This is a genomic window from Mycobacterium sp. NGS34, from assembly GCF_059812845.1.
In genome coordinates this window covers 217,609-243,005 of record NZ_JCALDM010000005.1, presented here as the reverse complement: position 1 = coordinate 243,005, position 25,397 = coordinate 217,609, and the positions used below count along the sequence as shown (strand labels likewise).

Below are 25,397 nucleotides of genomic sequence, written 5' to 3'. Positions count from 1 at the left end.
GTACCCTGCAAGCCATGAGGTGGACATGAACGATCCACGTCGACCCGAGCGGTTTAGTCCCCCTCTACCGGGGTCACCGACCGGGCGGCAGGGGTACCCGTATCCGCCCGCCGACCCCGCGTACGCCGACCAGGCGGGGCCCTACGCGCCCACCTACGGCGGCTATGGCCCCCAATGGGCCTCCAGCCTGAACGACACCAAACAGTTGCCCGGCTACTGGCAGCAGGAGCTGCCGCCACCTGGTGAAGCGCCGCCGGAGGGCGCGCCGCCGCCACCGCCGGGACGCCGGAAACCACCGCGCTGGCTGTGGCTCGGCGCCGGTCTGGCCGTGCTGCTGGCGGTCGCGCTGGTGATAGCGCTGGTGCTGGTCAACGACGCGATCAAGAACCAGACCGTGGTTCCTCCGTTGCCGGCCATGCCCGGGTCAACCGAGGAGACGCCGACGCCCTCGACGCGGACCACCCCGCCGTCGCGCACCTTCCGGCCCCTGCCGCCGCCGACGGCGTCGGGCACGCCGCCCGAGACGACGGGCCCGGTCGAGATGCAAGACGTCGTCTACAACGTCACCGGCGAGGGCCGCGCGCTCAGCATCGTCTACATCGGCACCGGCGACATGCTGCAGACCGAGTTCAACGTCGCGCTGCCGTGGAGCAAAGAGGTCAGCCTGTCCAAATCGGCCGTCCACCCGCCGAACGTCACGGTCGTCAACTTCGGCCACAACGTCACCTGTTCGCTGACCATCGGCGGGGTTCAGGTGAGCCAGCGCGAAGGGGCGGGCCTGACGGTCTGCGACGCGCGCGGCTAGGCCTGGGCGGGCAGTCTTTCGGCGACCTTCCCTACTGGCAAATTGGGCTTCCTCGGACACCGAGATCGACGCTAGCGTGCAGTTCACTCGCATTTCTTCGCGCCAACGTCGATCTCGACAACGACTCGCGCGACTAGGCCTGGGCGGGCTGTTCGGCGCGCGCCGGAACCCGAACCACCAGCATCGCCAGCAGGCCGGCGCTCAGCACAAGGCAGATCCCGGCGATGCCGGCGCGCACGGCGCCGAAGACGTCGACGAAGACGGAGAACAGCCAGGGGGCAATGAACGCGACGGCCCGTCCCGTCATCGTGTAGAGGCCGAACGCGACGCCCTCCCCGCCGTCCTTCGCCAGCTGCAGCAACAGCGCGCGTGACGACGCCAGGGAAGGTCCGACGAACACGGCCAACAGCAGTCCGCACACCCAGAACGCGTGCGGACCGGACACTGCCATCATGGTGGCCGACACGGCGATGAGCGCGACCAGCGACCCGACGATGACCGGTTTGGATCCGATCCGGTGGTCGACGAACCCACCGGTCATCGCGCCGATCGCGGCCACGACGCTGGCCGCCACGCCGAACACCAGCACATCGGCCTGGGACAGGCCGTACACGCTGACGCCGAGCACCGCGCCGAAGCCGAAGATGGCCGCCAGCCCGTCCCGGAACAGCGCGCTGGCCCCCAGGAAATAGACCAGGTTGCGGTTGCGGCGCCATTCCTTGCGCACCTCTGCCCACAGCTTGCGATAGCCGCCCAGCATGCTGGTCGGTTGCGGCGCTTCGCCGGAGTCCGGCAGGCGATGGGCGACGAACAGCAGCGGCAGCGCCAGCACTGCGAACCACGCCGCCGTCAGCAGCATCGCCGCCCGGACGTAGAGCCCGTCGTGGACGGGCACGTGCAGCAGCCCGCGCGCCGGGCCGGTTCCGGCGATGAAACCGAAATAGACCAGCAACAGCAGGACCACGCTGCCGGTAAACCCGGAGGCCGCGCCGAAGCCGGAGATGCGCCCGGCCGTCTGCGGCGTCGAGACCTGACGCAGCATCGCGTTGTAGGGAACGCCGGCGAGGTCACCGCACGCGGCCGTGGCCGACAGCAGGACCAGGCCCGCCCACAGATAGCTGGGATCGTCGCGGATCAGGAACATCGAGCTGGTCGACGCGACCGCGAGAGCGCTCAAGACCGTCAACACCACCCGCCGGCGGTGCGGGGCTTCCACCCACACCCCCACGACCGGCGCCACGACCGCGATGGTCAACCCCGCGACCGCGAGCGAGCGACCGAGCCAACTCGCGGGCGACGTGCCACCGGACATTCCCGCCCCGACGCTGTCGGTCAGGTAGACCGAGAAGACGAAGGTCGCCACGATCGCGTTCATGCCGAGGGAGCCGCAGTCCCACAGCGCCCACGCCACCACCTGCGATGGCACCGGTGTGGCCGGACGCTGATTCATGCCCGGCACTCTATTGGGTGCGAGGCTGTCTACCATTGGCCGCATGCCGGTCCCAGCTCCCAGTCCCGACGCACGCGCCGTTGTCACCGGAGCTTCGCAAAACATCGGCGCGGCGCTGGCCACCGAACTCGCCGCCCGCGGGCACAACCTGATCGTCACGGCGCGACGTGAGGACCTGCTCAACGACCTGGCCGCCCGGCTGACCGACAAGTACGGCGTGGTCGTCGAAGTGCGCCCCGCCGACCTGGCCGACCCGACGGAACGGGCGAAACTGTGCGACGAGCTCGCCGGCCGGCCCATCTCCATCCTGTGCGCCAACGCGGGCACGGCGACGTTCGGTCCGGTCGCGGGCCTCGACCCGGCGGGCGAGAAAGCCCAGGTGCAGCTGAATGCCATTGCCGTGCACGACCTTACGTTGGCGGTGCTGCCCGGCATGGTCGAGCGCAAGGCGGGCGGCATTCTGATTTCCGGTTCGGCTGCGGGCAATTCGCCGATCCCCTACAACGCCACCTACGCTGCCACCAAGGCGTTCGCCAACACGTTCAGCGAATCGTTGCGCGGCGAACTGCGCGGCTCGGGGGTGCACGTGACGCTGCTGGCGCCGGGGCCGGTGCGCACCGACCTGCCCGACGAGGCCGAACGATCGCTGGTCGAAAAGCTGGTGCCTGATTTCCTGTGGATCTCGACGGAGCACACCGCTCAGATCTCCCTGGATGCTTTGGAACGCAACAAGATGCGCGTCGTCCCCGGCCTGACGTCGAAGGCCATGTCGGTGGCGAGTGGGTATGGCCCGCGCGCGATCGTGGCGCCGATCGTGGGCAGCTTCTACAAGAAGCTCGGCGGCGGGTAGGCGTTACTTCCGGCGGCCCCGACCGGTGCCGAACTTGGCCTTAATGACCTCACGGATTCCCATGTGGACGGCGCTTTGCACCTCAGGATCGTGCCACAACCTTTCCCACAAACTGGGCCCCTTTGGTTCGTAGGGCTGCGGCATCGGCGGGATCCCGGAATCCGTTGGCACCGGCGGATAGCCGGGCTCGGCGGGTCGCCCCGCCGGTGGTGCCGGGCGGGCCGGCGGCGGTTCCGGCGCCGATTGTTCCACAGTCTGCCCGTACTTCGCCTGCAGCGGACTGGCTTTCGCCGCGGCGGAGATCGCGTCGGTGCCGATCGACGCCATCAGCGAGCGGGGCACCCGCATGCGGGTCCACGCGACGGGTGTCGGCGCGCCCTTCTCGGACAGCACGGTGACGACGGCCTCGCCGATCCCGAGTGAGGTCAGCGCCGACTCCAGGTCGTACACATCTGTTTTCGGATAGGTGCGCACGGTCTTGGACAGCGCGGCCTGGTCGTCGGGGGTGAACGCCCGCAGCGCGTGCTGGACCCGCGCCCCCAATTGGGACAGCACGTCGTTCGGAATGTCCGTGGGCAGCTGGGTGCAGAAGAAGACCCCGACGCCCTTGGAGCGGATCAGCTTGACGGTTTGTTCGACCTGTTCGAGGAAGGCCTTGGACGCGTCGGCGAACAACAGGTGCGCCTCGTCGAAAAAGAACACCAGCTTGGGCCTGTCGACGTCACCGACCTCGGGCAGTTTGGCGTACAGGTCGGCGAGCAGCCACATCAGGAAGGTGGAGAAGATGACGGGACGCACGGACTGACCGCTGAATTCGAGCAGCGAGATGATGCCGTGCCCGTCCTCCACGCGCAAGAGGTCCTGGGGGTCGAGCTTCGGCTCGCCGAAGAACGTGTCTCCACCCTCGCCCGCGAGATTCACCAGCGCCCGCAGGATGACCCCCGCCGTCGTCGACGAAACACCGCCCAGGTCTTTCAGATCGGCCTTACCCTCGTCGCTCGCCAAATAGCTGATCACGCCGCGCAAGTCGGCCAGGGTGGTCAGCGGGCGCCCGGCCTGCTGGGCCCAGTGGAAGATCAGCCCCAACGTCGACTCCTGAGTGGCGTTGAGCCCCAACACCTTCGACAGCAGAACCGGGCCGAAGCTGGCCACGGTCGCGCGCACCGGCACGCCCACTCCCCCGGTGCCCAGCGAGAAGAACTCCACCGGGAACCCCGTCGGCTGCCAGTTGTCGCCGGTGTCTTTCGCCCGCGCGGCGGTCTTGTCGTTGGCCTCCCCGGGCCGCGCCAGGCCGGACAGGTCGCCCTTCACGTCGGCCATCAGCACGGCAACGCCCGCGGCGCTGAGCTGTTCGGCGATCAGTTGCAGCGTCTTGGTTTTGCCAGTTCCAGTGGCGCCGGCCACCAAGCCGTGCCGGTTGATGGTCGCCAGCGGGATGCGGATCTGTGCCGTCGGGTCCGCCACGCCGTCGACTACGACCGTGCCCAATTCCAGCGCCTGGCCTTCGACGGCGTAGCCGTTCGCGATTCGCTGTGCGGGTGTCGCCGCTGATTCGGTGGTCATCGTGCTCGCCCCTCTTCCCCAGTCGCACCGCTCACCCTACTTCCCCAGGCCTGGTGGGGGCAGGGCTCGCGCAGGGCCGACACACGCATACGCTGAGCGCTGTGCGCGACGAATTGGTGTGGATCGACTGCGAGATGACCGGCCTCGAGCTGGGCTCGGACAAGTTGATCGAGATCGCGGCGCTGGTCACCGACGCCGAGCTGAACGTCCTGGGCGACGGCGTCGACGTGGTGATCCACGCCGACGACGCCGCGCTGTCGTCGATGATCGAGGTGGTCACCGAAATGCATTCGCGCTCGGGGCTGATCGACGAGGTCAAAGCGTCCACCGTCGACCTCGCGACCGCCGAGGCGATGGTGCTGGACTACATCACCACCCACGTCAAGCAACCCAAGACGGCGCCGCTGGCGGGCAACTCGATCGCGACGGACCGCTCGTTCATCGCCCGCGACATGCCAAAGCTGGACTCCTACCTGCACTACCGGATGATCGACGTCAGCTCGATCAAGGAGCTGTGCCGGCGGTGGTATCCGCGCATCTACTACGGTCAGCCCGCCAAGGGGCTCACACACCGGGCGCTGGCCGACATCCACGAATCCATCCGCGAGCTGCGGTACTACCGGCGGACCGCGTTCGTGCCCCCGCCCGGCCCTTCCACCAGCGAAATCGAGACCGTCGTCGCCGGTCTTGAAGCCGCAGAGAACGCCACTCGAACAATCGATTCGGACACCGACGCACCCAACGGCTAGTATCGGTGGTCGCCGCTCGTTGGCCCAGGTATGGATGCCGGCTCGCGGCCATGGTGGCTGTAGTTCAGTTGGTAGAGCACCAGGTTGTGATCCTGGATGTCGCGGGTTCGAGCCCCGTCAGCCACCCGAGCAGGCCAGAGGGTTCCCACCCTCTGGCCTTTTTCCTACGCTGACGGTTGTGAGCGAACCGTTCGACGCACAACAGCTCGCCGTTGCGAACAAGCTGTTCGGCAGCTCCACGAACGTTCCGCCGGCGTTCATCGACCTCTTGATCAAGCGGGGTGCCGGCGCCGCGCGGCACATCATCGCGTCCGCGGATCACGCGAAGGGCGAGTTCTGCGCCTACTGGCTGCAGGGCCAATTGTTCCGCGGCGCGACCTTTCGGGGCAAAGCGCGCGATGCGTCGGCCGACGAGCTCGCCTATGGACTCTCGACACTGAGCGACATCAAGACCGCGTACAGGTTCGAGTACGACGACGCCGACCGGCGGCACACCGGTTGGACGCGCACCGTGACCATCCAGTTCCAGGACGCCGAACCCATTGTCATCGACGACGTCCACGAAGGGACCGACCGCAGCCGGTTCGTCAAGGCGATCTTCGATGCTTGGGCCGGCTGACCCGGACCACGCGCGGGTCTTTAACCCGGTGCCAGCGGCCGCTTCAAGGTGCAGACGATGCTCCACTCGAAATAGTGGTCCCCGCCTTTGTCGTAATCGCTGAAGTGGCGGGCGACCTGGACCCGTTGCACCGACGAGCCGACGATCTCCCAGCCCTGCTCGCCGTAGGCCTTCGACTGGCGGGCCGCCTCTTCGATCACGGCGTCCAGGGACTCGTTCGTGTAATGGACGAAGGTGGTCTCCCAGCGCTGCGGGTACCAATTGCCGTCCGACGCCAGCCACCAACCGGGCCCGGGGGAAGGGGTGCTCATGGCCCGGCACCCTACAACGTTCAGGTCGCGGACGAATGAATGAAACGTGAAAGACGCATTGCCGAGCCGCCGGAAATGGGGCGCCGGCTAGGTGTTGGCGTTGCCGGCCTTCCACACCGGCCAGGGCACGTTCCAGTCGCCCAGCCCCTCGGTGCCCGGCAACGTCGACCCCACGGTGTGGACGACCTCGACGATGTCGCCGCTCTTGCTGTGGTCGTAAAACCACTCGGCGTTGCTCGGGCTCACGTTCAGACACCCGTGGCTGGTGTTCGAGTGGCCCTGCGCGCCGACCGACCACGGCGCCGAATGCACGAAGACGCCGCTGTACGAAATCTGCGTGGCCCACTCGACATCGGTGCGATATCCGTTGGGCGAGTTGACCGGCACCCCGTAGGTCGAGGAGTCCATGATGATGTGCTTGTACCGGCCGCCGACGATATAGAAGCCGTTCGCCGTGGGCGTGCTGTCCTTGCCCATCGAGGTCGGCATCGTCTTGACGACTTCGCCGTTGACGCGCACGGTCACCATCTTGGTGCTGTCGTCCGCGGTCGAGATGACCTCGTCGCCGATGGTGAAGTGCGTCTTGACGTTGTCCTCGCCGAACATCCCGTCGCCCAGATCGGCTCCGTAGGTGTTGACCGCCACATCCACGGACGTGCCCGGCTTCCAGAAATGCTCTGGGCGCCAACGGACTTCGCGGTTGTTCAGCCAGTAGAACGCGCCCTCGACGGGCGGGTTGGTGGTGATGACGATCGCCTTCTGCGCCGCGGCGCGGTTCGCGATGTTCTCGTCGAAGCGGATCGCCACGGGCTCACCGATGCCGACCACCTCGCCGTCGCCGGGGGCTACGTAGGGCATCGTCAGGTGGGCCGGTGAACTCGTCTGGAAGGTCATCTGCCGGGTCGCGGCCCCACCGAGCCCGAGCGCCTTCACGTTCAGCGTGTAGCGCCGGTTGTAGCCCAGCTGGTCGGTCGTCGACCAGCGCAGCCCGTCGGGGCTCAGTTGACCGTTGACCGTCTTGCCGTTCTCGTTGACCATCGTGACCGACCCGATGACACCGTCGGCAACGCTCACCGTCACCGGCGCGTCCACGGTGACGCCGACGGCGCCGTCGGTCACCGAGGTGGTGAGCTTGGGGACCAGCAGGTCGGCGAACGGTGTGCCCTTGTCGAAGATGACCTTCGTCGGCGCGGCGGGGTGACTGCTGTTGCAGGCAGCAGCGACGACAGCAAACACGGTCATGGCGGCAGCCAGCCACGACCGACGTCTGCGCAAAGGCGTCATCGAGCGACCTTCCAATTCGATAGGCATATTGGGTCACCGCTGACCAGAGTGGAAGCATTGTAAAGGGTTTTTTACCGCCGACAATGCGTCATCCGAACGATTCGCCGTGCGTGGTCTACGCCGATTGGCCAACCGGGTCTTGGTGCCGCGCCTCGACCCCATCGCGGGTCGTGACGGCCTCGACGCGCGCGAGCTCGAAGATGGCCGTCGTCGCCACCAGCCCGGCGCCCACCAGGGCGATTATCCCGCCGCGACCAGCGTTCAACGTCTCGCCGAGGACGACGACGCCCAGCACAGCCGCCACGACCGGCTGCGACATCTGCACCCCACAGCGACCCCGACGCGAAGGCGAACAGCGCGGCGGCCGGGGCGCCACCCCAAGCCTGGCCGGCCGCGACGCACGCCACCAGCAGCGGCGCCAGCACGACGGCCACCGCCGCCCAGGTTCCCGGCGAGGCGCTGGAGCGACCGGCCTGCGGCGGCGGACGTCGAAATCGGCCTGGCCGAAGTGTCGACCATCTTCATGGGGGCGCACCGCGCCTCCGAGCTGGCGCGTGCGGACCGCCTCAGCGAACTGCGTCCGGGCGCCATCCGCGAACTGGACGCCGCCTTCCACACCGAGCGGGCACCCTATTGCGGGACGCTCTTCTGACAGCCCTTCTCCGACAAGACCTTTCCGATGCGAGCCGGAAAAGGGCGCGCCCGCCGCGGGCGGCGACAGGTATCCTGGAGGACATCGGGATTTCGCTTCGCGGCAGGACGCCTGTTATTGTCGCGTACGCGGTCTCGGCCGTACACGGCGCCGTTAGCTCAGTTGGTAGAGCAGCTGACTCTTAATCAGCGGGTCCGGGGTTCGAAACCCTGACGGCGCACCTCAGAGCGTTTTACGGGCGCACCTCAACGGCGCGCCACAATCCATAATCGGCGGCGTCCTGTGCCGGGTACTAGATCTGCGGACCCGTCCCGACCGCCTGCCGCGGCTGGTGCAGCAGCGCACGAACCAGCGGGCGCGGTCCGACCGACCGGAGCATCTGGCTGGCCGGGCGGACCCGTACCCGCTTCGGCCACCAGAACCAACGGCCCATCACCGTCATGATCGACGGCGTGATGAGCGATCGCACGACGAAGGTGTCGAACATCAGGCCGAGCCCGATCGTCGTGCCGAACTGGCCGATCGCCCGGAGATCGCTGGTGATCATCGTGGCCATGGTGACCGCGAACACCAGGCCGGCGGCGGTCACCACGGGGCCGGTGAGACCCATGCCGCGGATTAGTCCCGTTTTCAGGCCCGCCCCGATCTCCTCCTCGATTCGGGAGACCAGCATCAGGTTGTAATCCGACCCCACCGCCAAGAGCACGATCAACGCGAACTCGGTTGCCACCCAGTGCAACTGGAAGTTAAGCAGGTGCTGCCAGATCAGTGTGGAGAACCCGAAGGCGGCCCCCAGCGACATCACGATCGTGCCGACGATCACGCCCGCAGCGACCAATGCGCGGGTGACGATCACCATGATGATGAAGATCAGGACGATCGAGGCCACTCCGGCGATCATCAGGTCGTATTTGGCGCCGTTGGCGATGTCGTAAAACGTTGCGGCCGTGCCGCCGAGGTAGATGTCGGCGTTCTGCAGCGAGGTGAGTTTGATCGCCTCCTTGGCCGCTTGGCGCTCCTTGTCGACCGACGAGATTCCTTCCGTCGTCGCCGGATCCACGGAGTGGGTGATGATAAAGCGAGCGGCTTTGCCGTCCGGCGACACCATCAAGCGCAACCCCAACTGGAAGTCGGGGTTGTCGAAGATCTCGGGCGGCAGGTAGAACAGGCTCTCCACCTGAGAGTTGTTGAAGGACTTGCCCATCACGGCGCTCGTGTCGGTCAGCTTGTCGAACTGATCGATCAGGCTGTCGAACGAGCTGTAAATGGTCAGCGTCGTATCCCGGATCGCCTTCGAAACAGCGATGTTCTCGGGAATGATCGCCAGCAATTCGCGCGTGGCAGTGGCCGTGTTGGTGAGATCGCCGGTGAGGGCGTGGAACTTTTCGGCCAGCTGATCGAATCCGTCCAGGGCGTCGAACAGGCTGCGCAGCGACCAGCAGATCGGGATGTCGAAGCAGTGCTTCTCCCAATAGAAGTAACTGCGAATCGGTCGCCAGAAATCGTCGAAATCCGCGATGTGGTCCCGGATTTCGTCAGTGATGGCCGCTGTCTCCGCAGTGGTTTTCGAGCTGTCCTCCGCGGCGTTGGCGAGCTTCTGGGTCACCGCGTACTGGCGCTCCAACAGGGCGATCTGAGTGTCGAGAAAACCGGTGATCTTTTTGATGTCGGCGATCCGGTCCTTCAGGTAGCTCAGATTGTCCCGGATCGGGGCGCTCTGCACACTGAGCTGGAAGGGGACGGATCCGTCTTGAATCGGCGGGCCGAGTGGCCTGGTGATGCTCTGCACACGTTCGATCCCTGGCACGTGAAAGATGGCTCCGGCGATCTTGTCGAGCACCAGCATGTCGGTCGGATTGCGCAGGTCGTGGTCCGATTCGATCATCAGCAGGTCCGGATTCAAGCGGGCCTGGGTGAAGTGTTGATCTGCCGCGTCGTACGCGCGGATCGAGGAAGCGCTGTGCGGCAGGTAGTACAGGTCGTTGTAGCGGGGGTTGAAGCCCGCCAAGCCGATGGCGCCGACGATCGCCAGGATGACCGAAGTAGCGAGAATTGGTGCGGGCCAGCGCACGATGGCCGTTGCCAGACGGCGCCAGCGCGTGTAGTTGAACTTTCGCTTCGGGTCGAAAAGACCGAAGCGGCTTGCGACCACGATCAGCGCCGGCGTCAGGGTCACCCCGGCGACCACGACGACCAGCAGACCGATTGCGCACGGGAACGCCAGCGAACTGAAGTAGGGCAGCCGAGTGAATTTCAGGCAGGCAAGCGCCCCGACGATCGTCAGACCCGAGCCCAGCACCACCTTGGTGACGCCGGCGAAGGTGTCGTAGTAGGCGGCTTCGCGGTCCAGGCCCCGTTCCCGGGCCTCCTGGTAGCGGCCGACCATGAAAATCGCGTAGTCGGTGCCGGCCGCGATGGCCAGCGCTGTTAACAGGTTGACGGCGAAGGTCGACAGCCCCATGATGCCGGTGTCGCCCAGCAGCGCCACCACGCCGCGCCCGGTGGCCAGTCCGACGAACAGGATCACCATCGTCAGCAGCACGGTGCCGATGGACCGATAGACGAACGCCAGCATGATCGCGATGATGATGACGGTGATGATGGTCATCTTGAACAGGCTCGCGTTGCCCACGACGATCGTGTCGTCTGTCAGGGCTCCCTGGCCCGCGACGTAGGCTTTCACCCCCGCCGGCGGCTTCGAGTCTTCGACGATCTTGCGAACCGAGTCAACCGACTTGTCGCCGACGGCGCCGCCTTGGTCACCGCGCAGGTTGACCTGGACGTAGGCGGCCTTGTGGTCGTAGCTCTCGACACCCGATGCCGTGAATCGCTGCCCCCAGAAATTCAGCGCGTGCTCGACGTGCTGGGTGTCCTGCTGCAGCTTCTTCACCAGATCGTCGTAATACCGGTGGGCGTCCTCGCCGAGCGGCTTGTCACCGACCAGTGTCACCAGGACGAGGTTGTCGGAGTCGTATTCCTTGAATTTCTCCCCGATGTGCTTCATTCCCGTCACCGACGGCGCATCAGATGGCGACAGCGGCACCGAGACGTCCTCGGCGACCTTTTCCAACTGGGGGACGAAGACGTTGACGCCGACCGCGATCAGCAGCCAGATCACGACGATCGGCAGCGCCAGGATCCGGATGGTGCGGGCCAGCCGCGGCCTGCGCTCGACTTCGGTGCGCTGCGCGACCGGGATTTCGTCCGTGTCGGCGGTGGCCGTGTCGGTCATGCGGACTTGTCCAAGCAGGAGACCTGCGCATCACGCGTGTCGACCTCATGTTGATCGACCAATTTGCCGTCGACGGTGATCCGGCACCCGATCGAGGGGCTGTCACCTTGGGCGACAACGTAGGCGAAGATGCCGGGCATCTCGGCGACGATCGTCTGTGACCACGGCAACGTGGTGAAGTTGGCCTTCTGCGGTTGTGCCTCCGCATCCATCCAGTTGACGACGCCAGTCGTCCCGGGGGGTCCAAAGATTTCATAGATGGCCGTCTTGGCCGCGTACGGCGGGGTCGCATCCCGCGGATCGGGCTTGGGGATCCCGGGCCCGGGGAAGACTCCGTTGAGCCGGCCCACCGCAACGCCGCCGATGATCAGTGCCACCACGACCACCAGCGGCACCCACGCCCGCTTGAGAAGCCTCAACACCGTCCCCCCGGTTAGGAGTTTGCGCCGAACGTAGGTGCAAACCACCTCGTGTCGCCGCGGGTCGTCGCTAGCTAACGCGTTGACTGCCGAGTTAATTCCGAGCGGTGCGCGGTCGCCTCGGCGCCGCGCCGTACGCGTCCGGGGTCGCTGGGCGACGACGTGACGCCAAGGGTGGGTTCTTCGCGCGCGACAGCACCTAGCCACGCTCAACAGCGGATGGGCATGGAAGCGTCTTCGCCACAAGGGATTTCGCACTGAGGCGCTGGCTTACCGTGTGTTGGCCTCATGCCCGTCGGTCTCATCGAGATGGCCGCGTTGTCGTGTCGCCGTGCGGCGATATCGAGGATCGAAGACGGCTGAATTTGTTTCAGACACTTTGCAAGACGCCGATTGTTGTCACGGTGTGAAAACCATCACAGATTAAGGGCAATGGCGCGTACGCTGACCGACATGGCTACCAAGACCAAGGTCAAGACCTGCGTACATTGCGGCCATACGTTCGATCCGAACGACCGACGGCGTAACCTGTCCGATCCGGACTGGCTTCCGGCCGCGTCAGCTTATTGTTCGCATGAATGCAGTGATCGGTTCCATTGCGATTTAACACATTGCTGCTCGACCCACGCGAAAGACAAGCCTCGTCGCGAAGCCGCCAAGGCCTCGAGATAATCGCGCTGCCTGCGCACGTCGGATTGCGGCGGGCGAAAGGGCCCCAGAGGTCAGCGGTCCCTGACCCTGCGCACCACCACGATGACCACGACCGAGGAGATTCCCACCAGCGAGGCGATCACCACGGGCTTCTTCACGAATTCGACCGCGCGGGCCTTGAGGTCGTCGGCGAGACGGCGAGGATTTGCGCGCTCGGCGAGTGAGTCGACGGTGGCCGCCAGCTGATCGCGGGCGACGTCGATGTCCCGCTTGATGGCCTCGGGGTCCCGGTCCGCCACGTGTCTGTCCTCCAAGTCGGCCTAGTGCACCTGAGGCACTACCCTAGATCAGCCGGCGATAACCCCGACGCCGCGGTGAACAGAAAGGACCCACGTTGACCGAGACCACGCGGCTCGACCCCGGCGACAAGGCTCCCGCCTTCAGCCTGCCCGACGCCGACGGCAACAAGGTGTCGCTGGCGGACTACAAGGGACGCCGCGTCGTCGTGTACTTCTACCCGGCCGCCTCGACGCCGGGGTGCACCAAACAGGCGTGCGACTTTCGCGACAACCTGCACGACCTCAACGACGCCGGCCTCGACGTGGTGGGCATCTCCCCCGACAAGCCGGAAAAGCTCGCCAAATTCCGGGACGCCGAGAAGCTGACGTTCCCGCTGCTGTCCGACCCCGACCGCAAGGTGCTGGCGGCGTGGGGCGCATACGGGGAGAAGCAGATGTACGGCAAGACCGTCACCGGCGTCATTCGGTCGACCTTCGTAGTGGACGAGAAGGGCAAGATCGCCGTCGCGCAGTACAACGTCAAGGCCACCGGCCACGTCGCCAAGCTGCGCCGCGACCTCTCGATCTAGCGAGATACAAGAATCTCGCAAGTGGCGTGCGGCAAAATTACGGCCCATGAACCCGCAGCACTCGGAGGACCCCGAGAAGTACATTCGCGACCTGGAGCGCGGCGTCACCGAGCCCCCAAGGCCCGCGTCGCAGCCCTCCGGCGCGGACTCGGGCTCACCGTACGCAACGCCGGACGGCGGACAGTTTCTGCGCCGGGTGCCTAAACCCGTATTCGGCGAGACCGCGCGCCACCGGCTACGCGAGCTAGCGACCAACCCGCGACGCCGACCGCTGTTGATTTGCGCCGTCGCGGCCGTGCTCGCGATCGGAGCGTTCTTGGCGACTCACTTCAGCAAGGACACCGTGCACGGACACCTCATCATGATCAACGCCGGCACGACGGGCACGATCGACTGCAACAACGGAAACCTCGAGCTGGACGGCGGCAACAACACGTACACCGTCACCGGCCACTGCCTGCGGCTCGACATCCGGGGTAGCGCAAACAAAGTCACCGTCGACAGCGCCGACACCATCGGAATCATCGGCGACGACAACGTGGTGATCTACCACTCCGGCGCACCGACAATCAACAGGACGGGAAGCAACAACATCGTCTCGGAGCGTCTGAGCAACCGTTGAGAAGCTAACCCAGGTTGGCCAGCAGCAGCGCCTCGGCGATCGCCGCGCGCTCCAGCACCCCCAGGTGCAGGCTCTCGTTGACGCTGTGCGCTTGCGTGCCCGGGTCTTCGACGCCGGTGACGAGGATCTTCGCCTGCGGGAACGCGGCGGCGAACTCGGCGATGAACGGGATCGAGCCACCCATGCCCATGTCGATCGGCTCGGCGCCCCAGGCCTGCCGAAAGGCCGCTCGCGCGGCGTCGTAAACCGGGCCGCTGGCGTCGATGGCGTAGGGCTCGCCCTTGTCGCCGCGCGTGACGCTGACCCGCGCCCCCCACGGGGCGTGCCGCTCCAGATGCGCGGTCAACGCGGCCAGGTGCGCCTCGGCGTCACCGCCCGGCGCTATCCGCATGCTGACCTTGGCCCGGGCCCGCGGGATGAGCGTATTCGACGCTGCCGCAACGGGTGTCGTGTCGATGCCGATCACCGTGATCGCGGGTTTGGCCCACAGTCGCTGCGGCACCGAACCCGAGCCGATCTCGGACACCCCCTCGAGCACGCCCGAATCGGCGCGCACCCGCTCGGGCGGGTAGTCGGGGTAATTCAGTGAGCTGACGTCGGTTTCGTGCAGACCGGCCACGGCGACATTGCCGTCGTCGTCGTGCAAGCTGGCCAGCAGCCGCACCAGGGCGCTCAGCGCGTCGGGAACCACACCGCCCCACAGGCCCGAGTGCAGACCGTGGTCGAGCGTCGCGACCTCCACCACGCAGTCGACCAGCCCGCGCAGCGACACCGTGAGCGCCGGGGTGTCGGTGCTCCAGTTGTCCGAGTCCGCGATGACGATCACGTCGGCGGCCAGCGCGTCCCGGTGGGCGGCGAGCAGCCGACCAAGCGAAGGCGAACCGGATTCCTCCTCGCCCTCGACAAAGACCGTCACGCCGACCGGCGGCCGGCCCCCATGCGCCCGAAACGCCGCCAAATGCGTTGCGACACCGGCCTTGTCGTCGGCGCTGCCGCGCCCGTACAGCCGCCCCTCGCGTTCGGTGGGCTCGAACGGCGGCGACACCCACTGGCTGTGGTCGCCTTCCGGCTGCACGTCGTGGTGGGCATACAGCAACACGGTGGGCGCTCCGGGCGGCGCCGGATGCCGCGCGATGACGGCCGGCGCTCCACCCTCGCTGACGATGTTCACGTCGCCAAAACCGGCCTGCGTCAACAGGTCCGCCACCGCCCGCGCGCTGCGCTGCACCTCGTCGCGCCGGGCGGGGTCGGCCCACACCGACTCGATGCGCACCAGGTCCTCGAGATCGCGGCGCACCGACGGCAACACCTCGCGGACGCGCTCGGTTATCTCGCGAGCAGACGCAGAATCGCGTAGATCGGGCGGAATTCGTGCGATTTTGTGTCTGCTCGCGCTCAAGGAGTCTCCAAGATGGCGACCGCGGCGGCGGTGTCCCCCTCGTGCGTCAGCGACACGTGGATCGTCACATCGGCCAGATGCTTGGCGATGTCCCCGGTCAACCGGACCCGGGGCCGGCCCCACATGTCGGTGACCACCTCGATGTCACGGTGGATGTCTTCCGGCAACACGGGCCGCTGCGCGAACCGCGACACCGACCAGGCCTTGATCACCGCTTCCTTCGCCGCCCAGCGGGCCGCCAGGTGACGCGCCGCCGACGAACTCTTGTCCGAGGCGTCGCGCCGCTCACCCGGGGTGAACGTCTCGGAGAATGCCGTTCCCGGCTGGTCGACTTGCTCGGCGAAATCAGGGATGGAGACGAGATCGATCCCCACACCGACAATGCCCATGGCTGGCCAGGTTAACCGATGGACGACGTCACCCGGCAGGGACCTCGTACGCGTCGTCATCACCCAGCCGGGCGGCCGGATTCAGCAGCATCGCCGCCTCCTGCCGCTTCTCCGGCGCGTCATGGTCGAAGCGACGGTCCGGGGGCCGCTGGTACATCGCCGGTCCGCCGGCGATGGCCGACACGAGCCGGCGCTGGCCGGCCAGCAGGCGGGCGTCCGCGCGCCGCTGGTAGTCGGCGCGCTGATCCGCGTCCAGCGCGGCGATGAACGCCTGCGGGTGTACCAGCGCGACGAGCCCGGACACGTGGCCGAACCCGAGGCTGGTCAGCATCCCCGCCTTGAGCGGGAACTTCTCGCCGAGCCGCAGCGTGTCCCGCACCCAGACGAAGTGCGCGGAACCCGCCAGTTCGTCGTCGACGCAGTCCAGGCTGCGGTTGGGCGGGATGACCCCGTCGCGCAGCATCTGGCACAGGCCCATTGTCTGAAAGACCGCGGCACCGCCCTTGGCGTGGCCGGTGAGGCTCTTCTGCGACACCACGAACAACGGGGCGCCCGGGGAGCGGCCGAGCGAGTCGGCGAGCCGCTCGTGCAGTTCGGTCTCGTTGGGATCGTTGGCCAGCGTCGACGTGTCGTGCTTGGAGATCACGGCGATGTCGTCGGCGCCGACGCCCAGCTTGGCCAGCGCCCGCGCCAGCGGCGAGTCCTTGCCGCCGCGGCCCGCGCCCAGCGCACCCAGGCCCGGAGCCGGGATCGAGGTGTGCACGCCGTCGCCGAACGACTGCGCGAACGCGACCACCGCGAGCACCGGCAGGCCCATCTTGAGCGCCAGGTCGCCGCGGGCCAGCAGGATTGTGCCGCCGCCCTGCGCCTCGACGAAGCCCAGCCGGCGCCGGTCGTTGGGCCGGGAGAACTTCGAGTCGTGGATGCCCCGGCCGCGCATCATGCCGGTGTCGGCGGTGGCCGCCATGTCACCGAAGCCGATGATGCCCTCGAGCGTCAGGTCGTCGATGCCGCCGGCCACCACCATCTCGGCCTTGCCCAGCCGGATCTTGTCGAGGCCCTCCTCCATCGAGACGGCGGCGGTCGCGCAGGCGGCGACGGGGTGGATCATCGCGCCGTAGCTGCCGATGTAGGACTGAACCACGTGTGCGGCAACGATGTTCGGCAGCACTTCCTGGAAGATGTCGTTCGGCTTGCTGCGGCCCAACAGGTTTCCGTGGTACATCGTCTGCATCGACGTGCCGCCACCCATCCCGGTGCCCATCGTGTTGGCCACCATGCTCGGGTGCACATAGCGCATCACCTCGGCCGGGCTGAAGCCGGCGCTCAGGAAGGCGTCGACGGTGGCCACGATGTTCCAGACCGCCAAGCGGTCAATGGAACCGGCCATGTCGGCGCTGAGGCCCCACACCGTCGGGTCGAAGCCGGTCGGGATCTGGCCGCCGACGACGCGCGACAGCTTGGTCTTTCGCGGCACGCGGATCTCGGTGCCGGCCTTGCGGATGACCTGCCAGTCGCTGGAGTCGGGCACCGGCCGGATGATCGTGTGCTCCGGGTCGAACTCGACGAAGGCGCGGGCGTCGGCCTCCGAGGACACCACGAACGCGAAGTCCTTGTCCAGGAACACCGACACCAGCAGCGGCGACGCGTGGTCGGGGTCGATGGCGCCGTCGTCGACGAACTCACGGATGCCGCAGCGCTCCACGACGACGTCGTGGTAGCGCTCGACGAGCTCGGACTCGTCGACCAGGTCACCGGATTCGGTGTCGTACCAACCGGGTTGGGGGTCGTCCTCCCAGCGGATCAGCCCGGTGGTCCAGGCCAGCTCGAGGACGCCGGCGGCCGACAGCTCGTTGTCGACCTCCATCTCGAACCGGGTGCGCGACGAGCCGTACGGTCCGAGCTCGGCGCCGCCGACGATCACCACCAGGTCGGCGGGGTCGACGTCGAGGTCGTCCCATTCCGGTGGCGGTGCCGGCCGGTAGCCGCGCGGCGGGGAAGGCAGCGCGCGAATGGTTCCCGCGGCCGCGTCATCGTCGTCGTCGGCGGCCTCGGCCGACATCTCCTCGCGCGCCTTGGCGGCGAGTTCGGCCATGTCGAGGTCGGCGTCGCCGAGCCCGCCGGTCAGGTCGGCCTCGATCGGCTTGCTGGCCGCGGCCACCTTGGACTCCACGTCGCACAGGCTCAACAGCATCGCGGCCATTTCGTCGGTGGAGTAGGTGGTGACGCCGGCCTCCTCGACCGCACTGACGATCGCGTCGTTGTGGCCCATCAGGCCGGTGCCGCGGGTCCAGCCAATCAGCGCGTGCGCCAAGCTGACTCGGGCCGCCCACGACGACTCGGCGTGCCAGCGGCTCACCAGCGCGTCCAGCGCCGACTTGGCCTCGCCGTAGGCGCCGTCCCCACCGAACATGCCGCGGTTGGGCGAGCCCGGCAGGACCACGTGCAGGCGCGACGCGATGTCGCGCTCGGCGCCGATCTTCGACAGTCCGCCGATCAACCGCTGCACGGCCCACAACAGGACCTTCATCTCCATCTCCGAGCGCGAACCGGCCTCGGACAGGTCGCCGGCGACGCGCGGCGCGGCGAACGGGAACAGCAGCGTCGGGGTCTGGGCGTCCTTGATGTGAATCGATTGCGGCCCAAGGCTTTCGGTCTGCTCGGTGCCGACCCACTCGACCAGGGCGTCGATGTCGGAGTAGGACGCCATGTTGGCCGCCACCACCCACAGCGCGGCGCCGTAACGGGCGTGGTCGCGGTACAGCCCGCGGTAGAACGCCAGCCGCTCGTCGTCGAGCTTGGATGTCGTCGCGATGACCGTGGCGCCACCGTCGAGCAGTCGTGCGACCACCGACGCCGCGATCGACCCCTTGGACGCGCCCGTCACGACGGCGACCTCGCTGCTGGACGGACCCGGCAGCGGGTTCTCCGCGCCCGCGGCGATGCGGCCGTACAGCGACGCGTGGATCTGGCGGCCGGCGGCCAGCGCCTTGCCCTGCCACCAGGTGGCCTGGGTGGCGACGACGTGGCCGGCGCCCTCGAACCGCTCCGAGAGCCGCATCCAGTCGGCGTCGATGTCGCCGTCGTCGGCCAGCCAAAGCTTCACCAGGTCCTCGCGGGCGCTGGCCCAGCGGTCGTCGAACACGACGGCCTTCTTGGCGTCGAACACCGGAGCCACCAAACGTGGCCAGTCGGCGCCCAATTCGGCGGTGACGAGGTCGATGAGCTCGGCATCGCTGGCCGCCGGCGACACGCTGACCGGATCGTCGAGGCCCAGCTGGCCCAGCACCAGGCGGGCCGCCGAGGCCAGCACGCCGTCGCGCCCGGTGATCTGGTCGGTGAATTCGGAGAGGGCGGCCGCGTCGACGGTCGCGCCACCGCCACCGCCGGCCGACGGCAACGTCACCGAGACCCCGTGCCGTGCGGCGACCGCCGTGACCGCCGCATCGATGACCTTGTCGACCGAGGCGGCATCGGCCAGTGCGCCCTCATGCAGGTGGCCCATCGCGCCGCCGCGAACGCTGGTGCCCTCCCGGGTGCCCAACGCAACCTCCACGGTGACGTGCTTGACCCAGCCGTCCCCGAGCTCCCAGGTCTTCTTGACCCGATCGGCGATCGCGGCCGGCCGCTTGCCCGACGGCCCCAGGACCGTGCGCAGCTGATCGTTGATCGCGTCGGAAAGCACTGGGCCGTAAGGCTTGTAGGTGCGTGCCAGCTTGGTCACCTGCGAGCGCAGGCCGGCCAGATCGGCCTCCGCGGCGCCGTCGATCGCGCCGAGGTTCAGCTCCGAGCCGAGGTCCACCAGCAGCTGGTTGCGCCGCGACGACGCCCCGTCGGTGATGGACTCGATGGAGTCCAGCTGCTCGATCTGGTCGATGCGCATCTTGGCCGACAGCGCGATGAGCGCCAGGGTGGCGTCGGCGGCGTCGAACGTGAGGTCGTCCGGTCGGGCCGCCCCCGACGGCGCGGCAGGCGCCGAAACCGGTGCGGCCGCGGCGGTTTCCGGCACGTCCGCGGTGGCCGTGGCGGAGTCGTCGACCTCGTCCTCCGGCTCGGGCTCCGGGTCGGTGTCGGTGGCGAACAGGACGGCGGCGTCGCGCTCGGCGTTGAGCACTTCCACTGTGCTGTGCGCGTATTCGGGCAGCTTGAGGGTGTTGGTGGCGAGGCCGGCGACGGTCGGCGCCGACTTCACGCCGATCTCGACGAAGCGCTCCACACCGAGACCGCCCGCGGCCTCCTCGGTGAACAGCAGGTCCTGGGTCTCGATCCAGCGCACCGGGCTGGCGAACTGCCACGCCAGCAGCTCGATCAGCACCTTGCGGGCCAGCTCGGCCGGCCGCTCGCGACGCCAGGTGTCGTAGTCGGCGAGGATCTCGTCGAGCGGCTCGGCGGGCACCAAATCCCGGATCTCCTGGACGAAGTCGCGATCCAGCGTGAACGGTCGCGGCACCAGGTTCGGGATGTAGCGGCCGATGATGATGTCGGGGTCCTTGTCGCGCGGCATGACCCGCTCCAGCGCCCGCCGGAAGTCGGCTACGCCGACCCGCAACACCCGCGAGTGGAACGGCACGTCGATGCCCGGGACCAGGATGAACGAGCGCCGCCCGCCGCTGAGCTCGCGCCGGCGCTCGACCTCGGCCTCCAGCGCATCCAGGCCGCGGACCGTGCCGGCGATCGCGTACTGGGAGCCGCGCAGGTTGAAGTTCACGATCTCCAGAAACTCACCAGTATTCGCGGCAATATCGGCGACGAACGCGGGAACCTCCTCGTCCGGCAGGTCGATCTGCGAGGGCCGGATCGCCGCCAGCCGGTAGTTGGAGCGACCCAACTCGTCGCGGGGCACGATGTCGTGCATCTTCGACCCGCGGTGAAACACCATCTCCAGCAGGGCTTCCAGCTCGTAGATGCCCGTCACGCAGGCCAGTGCGGTGTATTCACCCACGGAATGACCGCAGGCCACGGCGCCTTCGACGAAGGCGCCCTGCTCGCGCATCTCGGCGACCTGCGCGGCGGCCACGGTCGCCATCGCGACCTGGGTGAACTGCGTCAGGTACAGCACGCCCTCGGGGTGGTTGTAGTGCACGCCGCTGGCGATGATGCTGGTCGGGTTGTCGCGCACCACGTGCAGCACCGAGAAGCCCAGCGTCTCGCGGGTGAACTTGTCGGCGGCGTCCCATACCTTGCGCGCCGCCTTGGACCGGCCGCGCACCTCCATGCCCATGCCCTTGTGCTGGATGCCCTGGCCGGGGAACGCGTAGACGGTCAACGGCGAGCCCAGCCGGGCGGTAGCCGACATCACCAGATCCGAACCGACCCGCGCGGCCACCTCCAAAACCTCGGCACCCTGGTCGATTCCGACACGATCCACCCGGAAATCGACCTCGTCGCCGGGGCGAACCATGCCCAGGAACCGCGCGGTCCAGCCGACCAGGCGAGCGGGCGGGCGGGCCTTGCCGTCGGTGGCGGTCGCCGCGTGCTGCGCCGCGGCCGACAGCCACATGCCGTGCACGATCGGCGATTCCAGGCCCGCCAGCAGGGCGGCCGCACGATCGGTGTGGATGGGGTTGTGGTCACCGGAGACCACCGCGAACGGGCGCATGTCGACCGGGGCGGCCAGCGTGACGTCGCGACGACGACGGCGCGGGGTATCGGTTGCGTTCTCCGAGACCGCGCCGCCGGCCCGGACCGGATCGGTGAGCTCGGCCGCACCGGTGCGCCCGAGGATCGCGAAACGCTCGGCGAGCGTGGCGATTACCGTGCCGTCCGCATCCGAAATGGTCACCGAGACCGGGACCACCCGGCCCATGTCCGTGTCGAGGGCGCCCGAAGCCGTTGCGGTGACCGTCAATTGGGCCCGCTCCGTCGGCAGCGTGCCGACCACGTGGGCGGCATGGTCCAGGTGCACCAGGCTCAGCAGGCCCTCCACCACCGGGACGCCGGAATCGGTGACCGCCGAGCCGATCGCCGCGAAAACGGCGGGCCAGCACGGGCCGACGAGCGCGTCGGGCACGGTGGTGAGGCTCGGCGCCAGCGGCTCGCCGAAGACGGCCGTGACGCCGGTGTGATCCGCGACCCGCTCGGGATCCCAGTCCACCGTCAGGGTGGCCGTGCCGTCGGTGACCGCGGGCAGGAAGTCCGGCCCGTCGACACCCGCGGCGATCGCCAGGACCGCGCGCATGGCGGCGGTGGCGTCCTCGGTGGACACCACCGGGGTGCCGCCGTCAACGGTGTTGGCGGGCAACCGGAATGGGATGTCAACCCACGCGCCCGACACGGGCACGCTCAGCACGACGCCGTCGCCGTTGACCTCGAGCCGCGCCCCGGTCGAGGAGTGGGTGGCGCGCTGGCTTTCGGGTCCGTCATGCACCAGCCAGTCGCTCGGCTCGGCGATGCGATGAACGGGGTTGGTCGTGGTGCGGCCGGCCCACTGCACGTCCGGGGCGTCGAGCACGACGGCCAGCGCTCCGGTCACGTCGGCGCGCCCGCGCCGGCGCGACGTCACGGCCCGGGGCTCCGCGCCCGATGCTGCCAGCGCCTCGAGCGCTTCATCTATGGCCGCCTGCTCGAAGCGGTCCAGCAACTCGCCGACGGGTTCGTCCATCCGGGTGATGCCGGCCACCGCGGCCGTGCCCGGGATGATGCAGACCTGGTCGGCGTCGTAACGGGCGTCGTGCGCCTGCCACAGCGAGTCACTGCGCCACCAGCGCCGCACGTCCTTGTCGATGACCGGCACGAAGTTGACGGGCTTGCCCAGGGTCTTGCACAGCGTGACGAAGAACGGCACGTCGGCCGGGTGCAGCTGCACGGTTTCGGCGTCCGGGTGGTGCGCGAGCAGCGTCGCGATCGCCTCGTCGGGGTTCTCCAGCAGGGCCGCGTCGTCGAAGGCCGTTTCGATCGGGCCGAAATCCATTGGGTGCAACCGCGCCTCGGCGCGCTGCAGCATCTGCTGGAAGCGGTCGCGCCACGTGTCGGCCAGCCAGGGGCTGCCGGGCGAGGCGGTGTCGGCGGTCGAATCGCCCTCGCCGATGGTCAATTCGACGTACCGGCGCAACCACTGCAGGTAGGTCATCTCCCCCACGTCGCCGAAGTACGGCTTGGCGGTGTTGGCCATCGCCGCGATGATCTCGTCGCGACGCTCGGCGACCGCGTCGGCGTCACCGGCGACCTCGTCGAGCAGCCGGCCGCACCGTGAGGCGCTGTTGTCGATCTCGTGGATGTCCGCGCCGAGCTGGCTACGGCTGGAGGCCATGCCGCCCTGGGCTTTTCCGGCGCTGATCCACTGGTCGGTTCCGGTGGTTTCCACCAGCATCCGCTTGACCGACGGCGACGTCGTGGACTCGAGCGTCGCCATCGCCGCGGTGCCGACCAGGATGCCGTCGATCGGCATCAACGGGAAGCCGTAGGCCTCGGCCCAGCGCCCGGACAGGTATTCGGCCGCCCGCTCGGGGGTGCCGATGCCGCCGCCGACGCAGACCGTGATGTTGGGGCGCGACCGCAACTCCGAATAGGTCGCCAGCAGCAGGTCGTCCAGGTCCTCCCAGGAGTGGTGCCCGCCGGCGCGCCCGCCCTCGACGTGCATGATCACCGGCTTGGTGGGCACCTCGGTCGCGATGCGGATGACGCTGCGGATCTGCTCGACCGTGCCGGGCTTGAACACCACGTGGGTGATGCCGACGTCGTTGAGCTCGTCGATCAGCTCGACGGCTTCCTCGAGGTCCGGGATGCCGGCGCTGATCACCAGGCCGTCGATCGCGGCGCCGGACTGGCGGGCCTTCTGCACCAGCCGCTTGCCGCCGACCTGCAGCTTCCACAGGTAGGGATCGAGGAACAGGGCGTTGAATTGATAGGTGCGGCCGGGTTCGAGCAGGCCGGAGAGCTCCTCGATGCGGTCGGCGAAGACTTCCTCGGTGACCTGCCCGCCGCCGGCCAGCTCGGCCCAGTGCCCGGCGTTCGCCGCGGCCGCCACGATCTTGGCGTCGACGGTGGTCGGGGTCATGCCCGCGAGCAGGATCGGCGAGCGCCCGGTCAGCCGGGTGAACTTCGTCGAGAGCTTGACCCGGCCGTCGGGAAGGCGGACCACGCCCGGGGCGTAGGTCGACCACGCGCGCGCGACCTCAGGGGTGGCGCCGACGGTGAAGAGGTTGCGCTGACCACCGCGGGTCGCGGCGGGCACGATGCCGACGCCGAGGCCGCGGATCACCGGCGCGGTCAACCGGGTCAGGATGTCCCCGGGGCCCAGGTCGAGAATCCAGCGTGCGCCGGCCTGGTGAACGCCTGTGATCTCGTCCACCCAGTCGACACCGTTCACCAGGATGGCCTCGGTCAGCTTGCGGGCCAGCGCGACGTCGATGCCGACCTTTTCGGCCCAGCCCCCGACGATGTCGATGCCGTCGGCCAGCCGCGGCGTGTGGAAGCCCACCTCGACCCGGACCGGGTCGAAGACCGGCGCGAAGACGTCGCCGCCGCGGACCTTGTTCTTGCGGTCGGCCTCTTCCTTTTCGGAGATCTGCTGGCAATACAGTTCGAAGCGCGAGAGCTGCTCGGGGGTGCCGGTGATGACGACCGAGCGCCGGCCGTTGCGGATGGACAGCACGGGAGGCAGCACGGTCCGGACGTCCTGCGCGAACTCGTCGAGCAGCCGGCGAATGCGTTCGGGGTCGGCGTTGGTCACCGAGACCATCGGCGGGCGGTTGCCCAGCACGGAGATCCCGCGGCGCCGGGCAACCAGCGTCCCGGCCGCGCCGATCAGCTGCGCCAGCGCCAGCAGTTCGATGTCACGAGCTCCGGCGGCGTTGAACGCCTCAACGGCGAGCACGCCCTGCGAATGCCCCACGACGGCCACCGGCGGCGTCGCGGCCCAATCCATGCCCTGCCGGGCCAGCGCGCGCGCCGCCGCGATCTGGGTGAGCAGCACGCCCGGGATGGACACCGCGGCCGACGTCAGGTGCTTGTCCGACGGAATGGGATCCTCGGCCGCCAGCGCACGCACCCACCGCAGCGGCTCGAAACCGATCGGACGCACCACGACCAGCTCTTTGGCCACCGGCTCGAGCAGCAGTTCCACCTCACCGACCAGCGTTGCCAGGTCGGTCTCGATCCCGGCCGACGACACCAGCTCCTCGAGGGTTTCCAGCCAGGCGCTGCCCTGGCCGCCGAAGGCGATGGCGTACGGCTCGCCGGCGGTCAGGCGGTCGACCAGAGCATGGGCGCTGTGCGGGCTGTTTCCGTCGCGGTCGGCGGACACCCGGTCGTGCTCGTGGATCGTCACCTTCTGTATCTCCCCTGTATGCGTCTTTACGTCTCGGTTTCGTTCGGCCGGTCGACCCCGGAGGTCGGGGCCTGCTCGGTCTCAGTCGATTCCCCGTCGAATCACAGCCGGAGGACGGCTGGCCGGTGTGCTGTCGGCGGACCGCCCCGATGGGTGGAGCGGCGCGGCGGACGGCATCGGCTGTACTAAGAGTGTCATAAGGATCAGTGCCCTTTTTGCATGTTGATCGGTTACTGGTGAGTTCTACGCGCGGGTAACCGTGTCGT

At 68.1% G+C, this 25,397-nt stretch carries 16 protein-coding genes, 2 tRNA genes and 2 pseudogenes; 9 read left to right on the top strand and 11 right to left on the bottom strand.

Features of this window, described 5'->3' with window-relative positions:
* The first annotated feature begins 25 nt into the window (after nucleotides 1–25).
* Entirely contained in the window at nucleotides 26–805 is a 780-nt protein-coding gene (locus AC5Y7V_RS15200; protein WP_499880855.1) for an MmpS family transport accessory protein, read from the top strand.
* A gap of 133 nt (nucleotides 806–938) precedes the next feature.
* Here the strand turns inward: AC5Y7V_RS15200 and AC5Y7V_RS15195 are convergent, their stop codons facing one another.
* Nucleotides 939–2,255 (bottom strand): MFS transporter, encoded by a 1,317-nt coding sequence (locus AC5Y7V_RS15195; RefSeq protein ID WP_499880854.1) that lies wholly within the window; start codon nucleotides 2,253–2,255, stop codon nucleotides 939–941.
* A gap of 43 nt (nucleotides 2,256–2,298) precedes the next feature.
* On the opposite strand from AC5Y7V_RS15195, the gene cmrA reads away from it, so the two are divergent.
* Nucleotides 2,299–3,105: a mycolate reductase gene (gene cmrA / locus AC5Y7V_RS15190; protein ID WP_499880853.1), complete on the top strand. Its 807-nt coding sequence runs from the start codon at nucleotides 2,299–2,301 to the stop codon at nucleotides 3,103–3,105.
* 3 nt (nucleotides 3,106–3,108) lie between these two features.
* Here the strand turns inward: cmrA and AC5Y7V_RS15185 are convergent, their stop codons facing one another.
* Nucleotides 3,109–4,668, bottom strand: coding sequence for a helicase HerA-like domain-containing protein (locus tag AC5Y7V_RS15185; RefSeq protein WP_499880852.1), 1,560 nt, complete (start codon nucleotides 4,666–4,668; stop codon nucleotides 3,109–3,111).
* A gap of 101 nt (nucleotides 4,669–4,769) precedes the next feature.
* On the opposite strand from AC5Y7V_RS15185, the gene orn reads away from it, so the two are divergent.
* The 3 genes from orn to AC5Y7V_RS15170 all read left to right on the top strand — a co-directional run bounded on the left by orn (nucleotide 4,770) and on the right by AC5Y7V_RS15170 (nucleotide 6,036).
* The gene (gene orn, locus AC5Y7V_RS15180; RefSeq protein WP_499880851.1) at nucleotides 4,770–5,417 is read left to right on the top strand and encodes an oligoribonuclease; all 648 of its coding nucleotides are present in this window, start codon (nucleotides 4,770–4,772) and stop codon (nucleotides 5,415–5,417) included.
* Between the two features lie 53 nt (nucleotides 5,418–5,470).
* A tRNA-His gene (locus AC5Y7V_RS15175) sits at nucleotides 5,471–5,543 on the top strand.
* A gap of 52 nt (nucleotides 5,544–5,595) precedes the next feature.
* On the top strand, nucleotides 5,596–6,036 hold the full coding sequence (locus AC5Y7V_RS15170) for a hypothetical protein (protein ID WP_499880850.1): 441 nt from the start codon (nucleotides 5,596–5,598) through the stop codon (nucleotides 6,034–6,036).
* A 20-nt stretch (nucleotides 6,037–6,056) separates the two neighbouring features.
* On the opposite strand, the gene AC5Y7V_RS15165 is transcribed toward AC5Y7V_RS15170, so the two are convergent.
* The 3 genes and pseudogenes from AC5Y7V_RS15165 to AC5Y7V_RS15155 form a co-directional block, all read right to left on the bottom strand.
* The gene (locus AC5Y7V_RS15165; RefSeq protein ID WP_067008630.1) at nucleotides 6,057–6,347 is read right to left on the bottom strand and encodes a hypothetical protein; all 291 of its coding nucleotides are present in this window, start codon (nucleotides 6,345–6,347) and stop codon (nucleotides 6,057–6,059) included.
* 87 nt (nucleotides 6,348–6,434) lie between these two features.
* A complete protein-coding gene (locus AC5Y7V_RS15160) occupies nucleotides 6,435–7,658 on the bottom strand; it encodes a L,D-transpeptidase (protein WP_499880849.1) in 1,224 nt (407 codons plus the stop codon).
* Between the two features lie 88 nt (nucleotides 7,659–7,746).
* Nucleotides 7,747–8,110, bottom strand: a pseudogene (locus tag AC5Y7V_RS15155) (DMT family transporter); the annotation flags it as partial.
* A 2-nt stretch (nucleotides 8,111–8,112) separates the two neighbouring features.
* On the opposite strand from AC5Y7V_RS15155, the pseudogene AC5Y7V_RS15150 reads away from it, so the two are divergent.
* Together AC5Y7V_RS15150 and AC5Y7V_RS15145 are read left to right on the top strand one after the other, a co-directional pair.
* Nucleotides 8,113–8,283 (top strand): annotated as a pseudogene (locus AC5Y7V_RS15150) (sterol carrier protein domain-containing protein); the annotation flags it as partial.
* A gap of 147 nt (nucleotides 8,284–8,430) precedes the next feature.
* Nucleotides 8,431–8,503, top strand: a tRNA-Lys gene (locus tag AC5Y7V_RS15145).
* A 72-nt stretch (nucleotides 8,504–8,575) separates the two neighbouring features.
* On the opposite strand, the gene AC5Y7V_RS15140 is transcribed toward AC5Y7V_RS15145, so the two are convergent.
* The 3 genes from AC5Y7V_RS15140 to AC5Y7V_RS15130 all read right to left on the bottom strand — a co-directional run bounded on the left by AC5Y7V_RS15140 (nucleotide 8,576) and on the right by AC5Y7V_RS15130 (nucleotide 12,884).
* On the bottom strand, nucleotides 8,576–11,515 hold the full coding sequence (locus tag AC5Y7V_RS15140; RefSeq protein ID WP_499880848.1) for an MMPL/RND family transporter: 2,940 nt from the start codon (nucleotides 11,513–11,515) through the stop codon (nucleotides 8,576–8,578).
* The gene (locus AC5Y7V_RS15135) at nucleotides 11,512–11,934 is read right to left on the bottom strand and encodes an MmpS family transport accessory protein (protein WP_499880847.1); all 423 of its coding nucleotides are present in this window, start codon (nucleotides 11,932–11,934) and stop codon (nucleotides 11,512–11,514) included. The genes AC5Y7V_RS15140 and AC5Y7V_RS15135 overlap by 4 nt, the downstream gene beginning before the upstream one ends.
* A 722-nt stretch (nucleotides 11,935–12,656) precedes the next feature.
* Entirely contained in the window at nucleotides 12,657–12,884 is a 228-nt protein-coding gene (locus AC5Y7V_RS15130) for a DUF3618 domain-containing protein (RefSeq protein WP_066928475.1), read from the bottom strand.
* Between the two features lie 95 nt (nucleotides 12,885–12,979).
* Between AC5Y7V_RS15130 and bcp the strand changes: the two genes are divergently transcribed.
* Complete coding sequence (gene bcp / locus AC5Y7V_RS15125; protein ID WP_499880846.1) at nucleotides 12,980–13,453, top strand: thioredoxin-dependent thiol peroxidase; 474 nt, start codon at nucleotides 12,980–12,982, stop codon at nucleotides 13,451–13,453.
* 46 nt (nucleotides 13,454–13,499) lie between these two features.
* The gene (locus tag AC5Y7V_RS15120; protein ID WP_499880845.1) at nucleotides 13,500–14,075 is read left to right on the top strand and encodes a DUF3060 domain-containing protein; all 576 of its coding nucleotides are present in this window, start codon (nucleotides 13,500–13,502) and stop codon (nucleotides 14,073–14,075) included.
* 4 nt (nucleotides 14,076–14,079) lie between these two features.
* Here AC5Y7V_RS15120 and AC5Y7V_RS15115 read toward each other — a convergent pair whose 3' ends face one another.
* From AC5Y7V_RS15115 to AC5Y7V_RS15105, 3 genes are read right to left on the bottom strand one after another with little or no spacing between them, the layout of a single operon-like run.
* Nucleotides 14,080–15,474, bottom strand: coding sequence for a dipeptidase (locus tag AC5Y7V_RS15115; RefSeq protein WP_499880844.1), 1,395 nt, complete (start codon nucleotides 15,472–15,474; stop codon nucleotides 14,080–14,082).
* The gene (gene acpS / locus AC5Y7V_RS15110; RefSeq protein WP_066928483.1) at nucleotides 15,471–15,863 is read right to left on the bottom strand and encodes a holo-ACP synthase AcpS; all 393 of its coding nucleotides are present in this window, start codon (nucleotides 15,861–15,863) and stop codon (nucleotides 15,471–15,473) included. The genes AC5Y7V_RS15115 and acpS overlap by 4 nt, the downstream gene beginning before the upstream one ends.
* A gap of 28 nt (nucleotides 15,864–15,891) precedes the next feature.
* The gene (locus tag AC5Y7V_RS15105) at nucleotides 15,892–25,131 is read right to left on the bottom strand and encodes a fatty acid synthase subunit beta domain-containing protein (RefSeq protein WP_499880843.1); all 9,240 of its coding nucleotides are present in this window, start codon (nucleotides 25,129–25,131) and stop codon (nucleotides 15,892–15,894) included.
* Nucleotides 25,132–25,397: the final 266 nt, after the last annotated feature.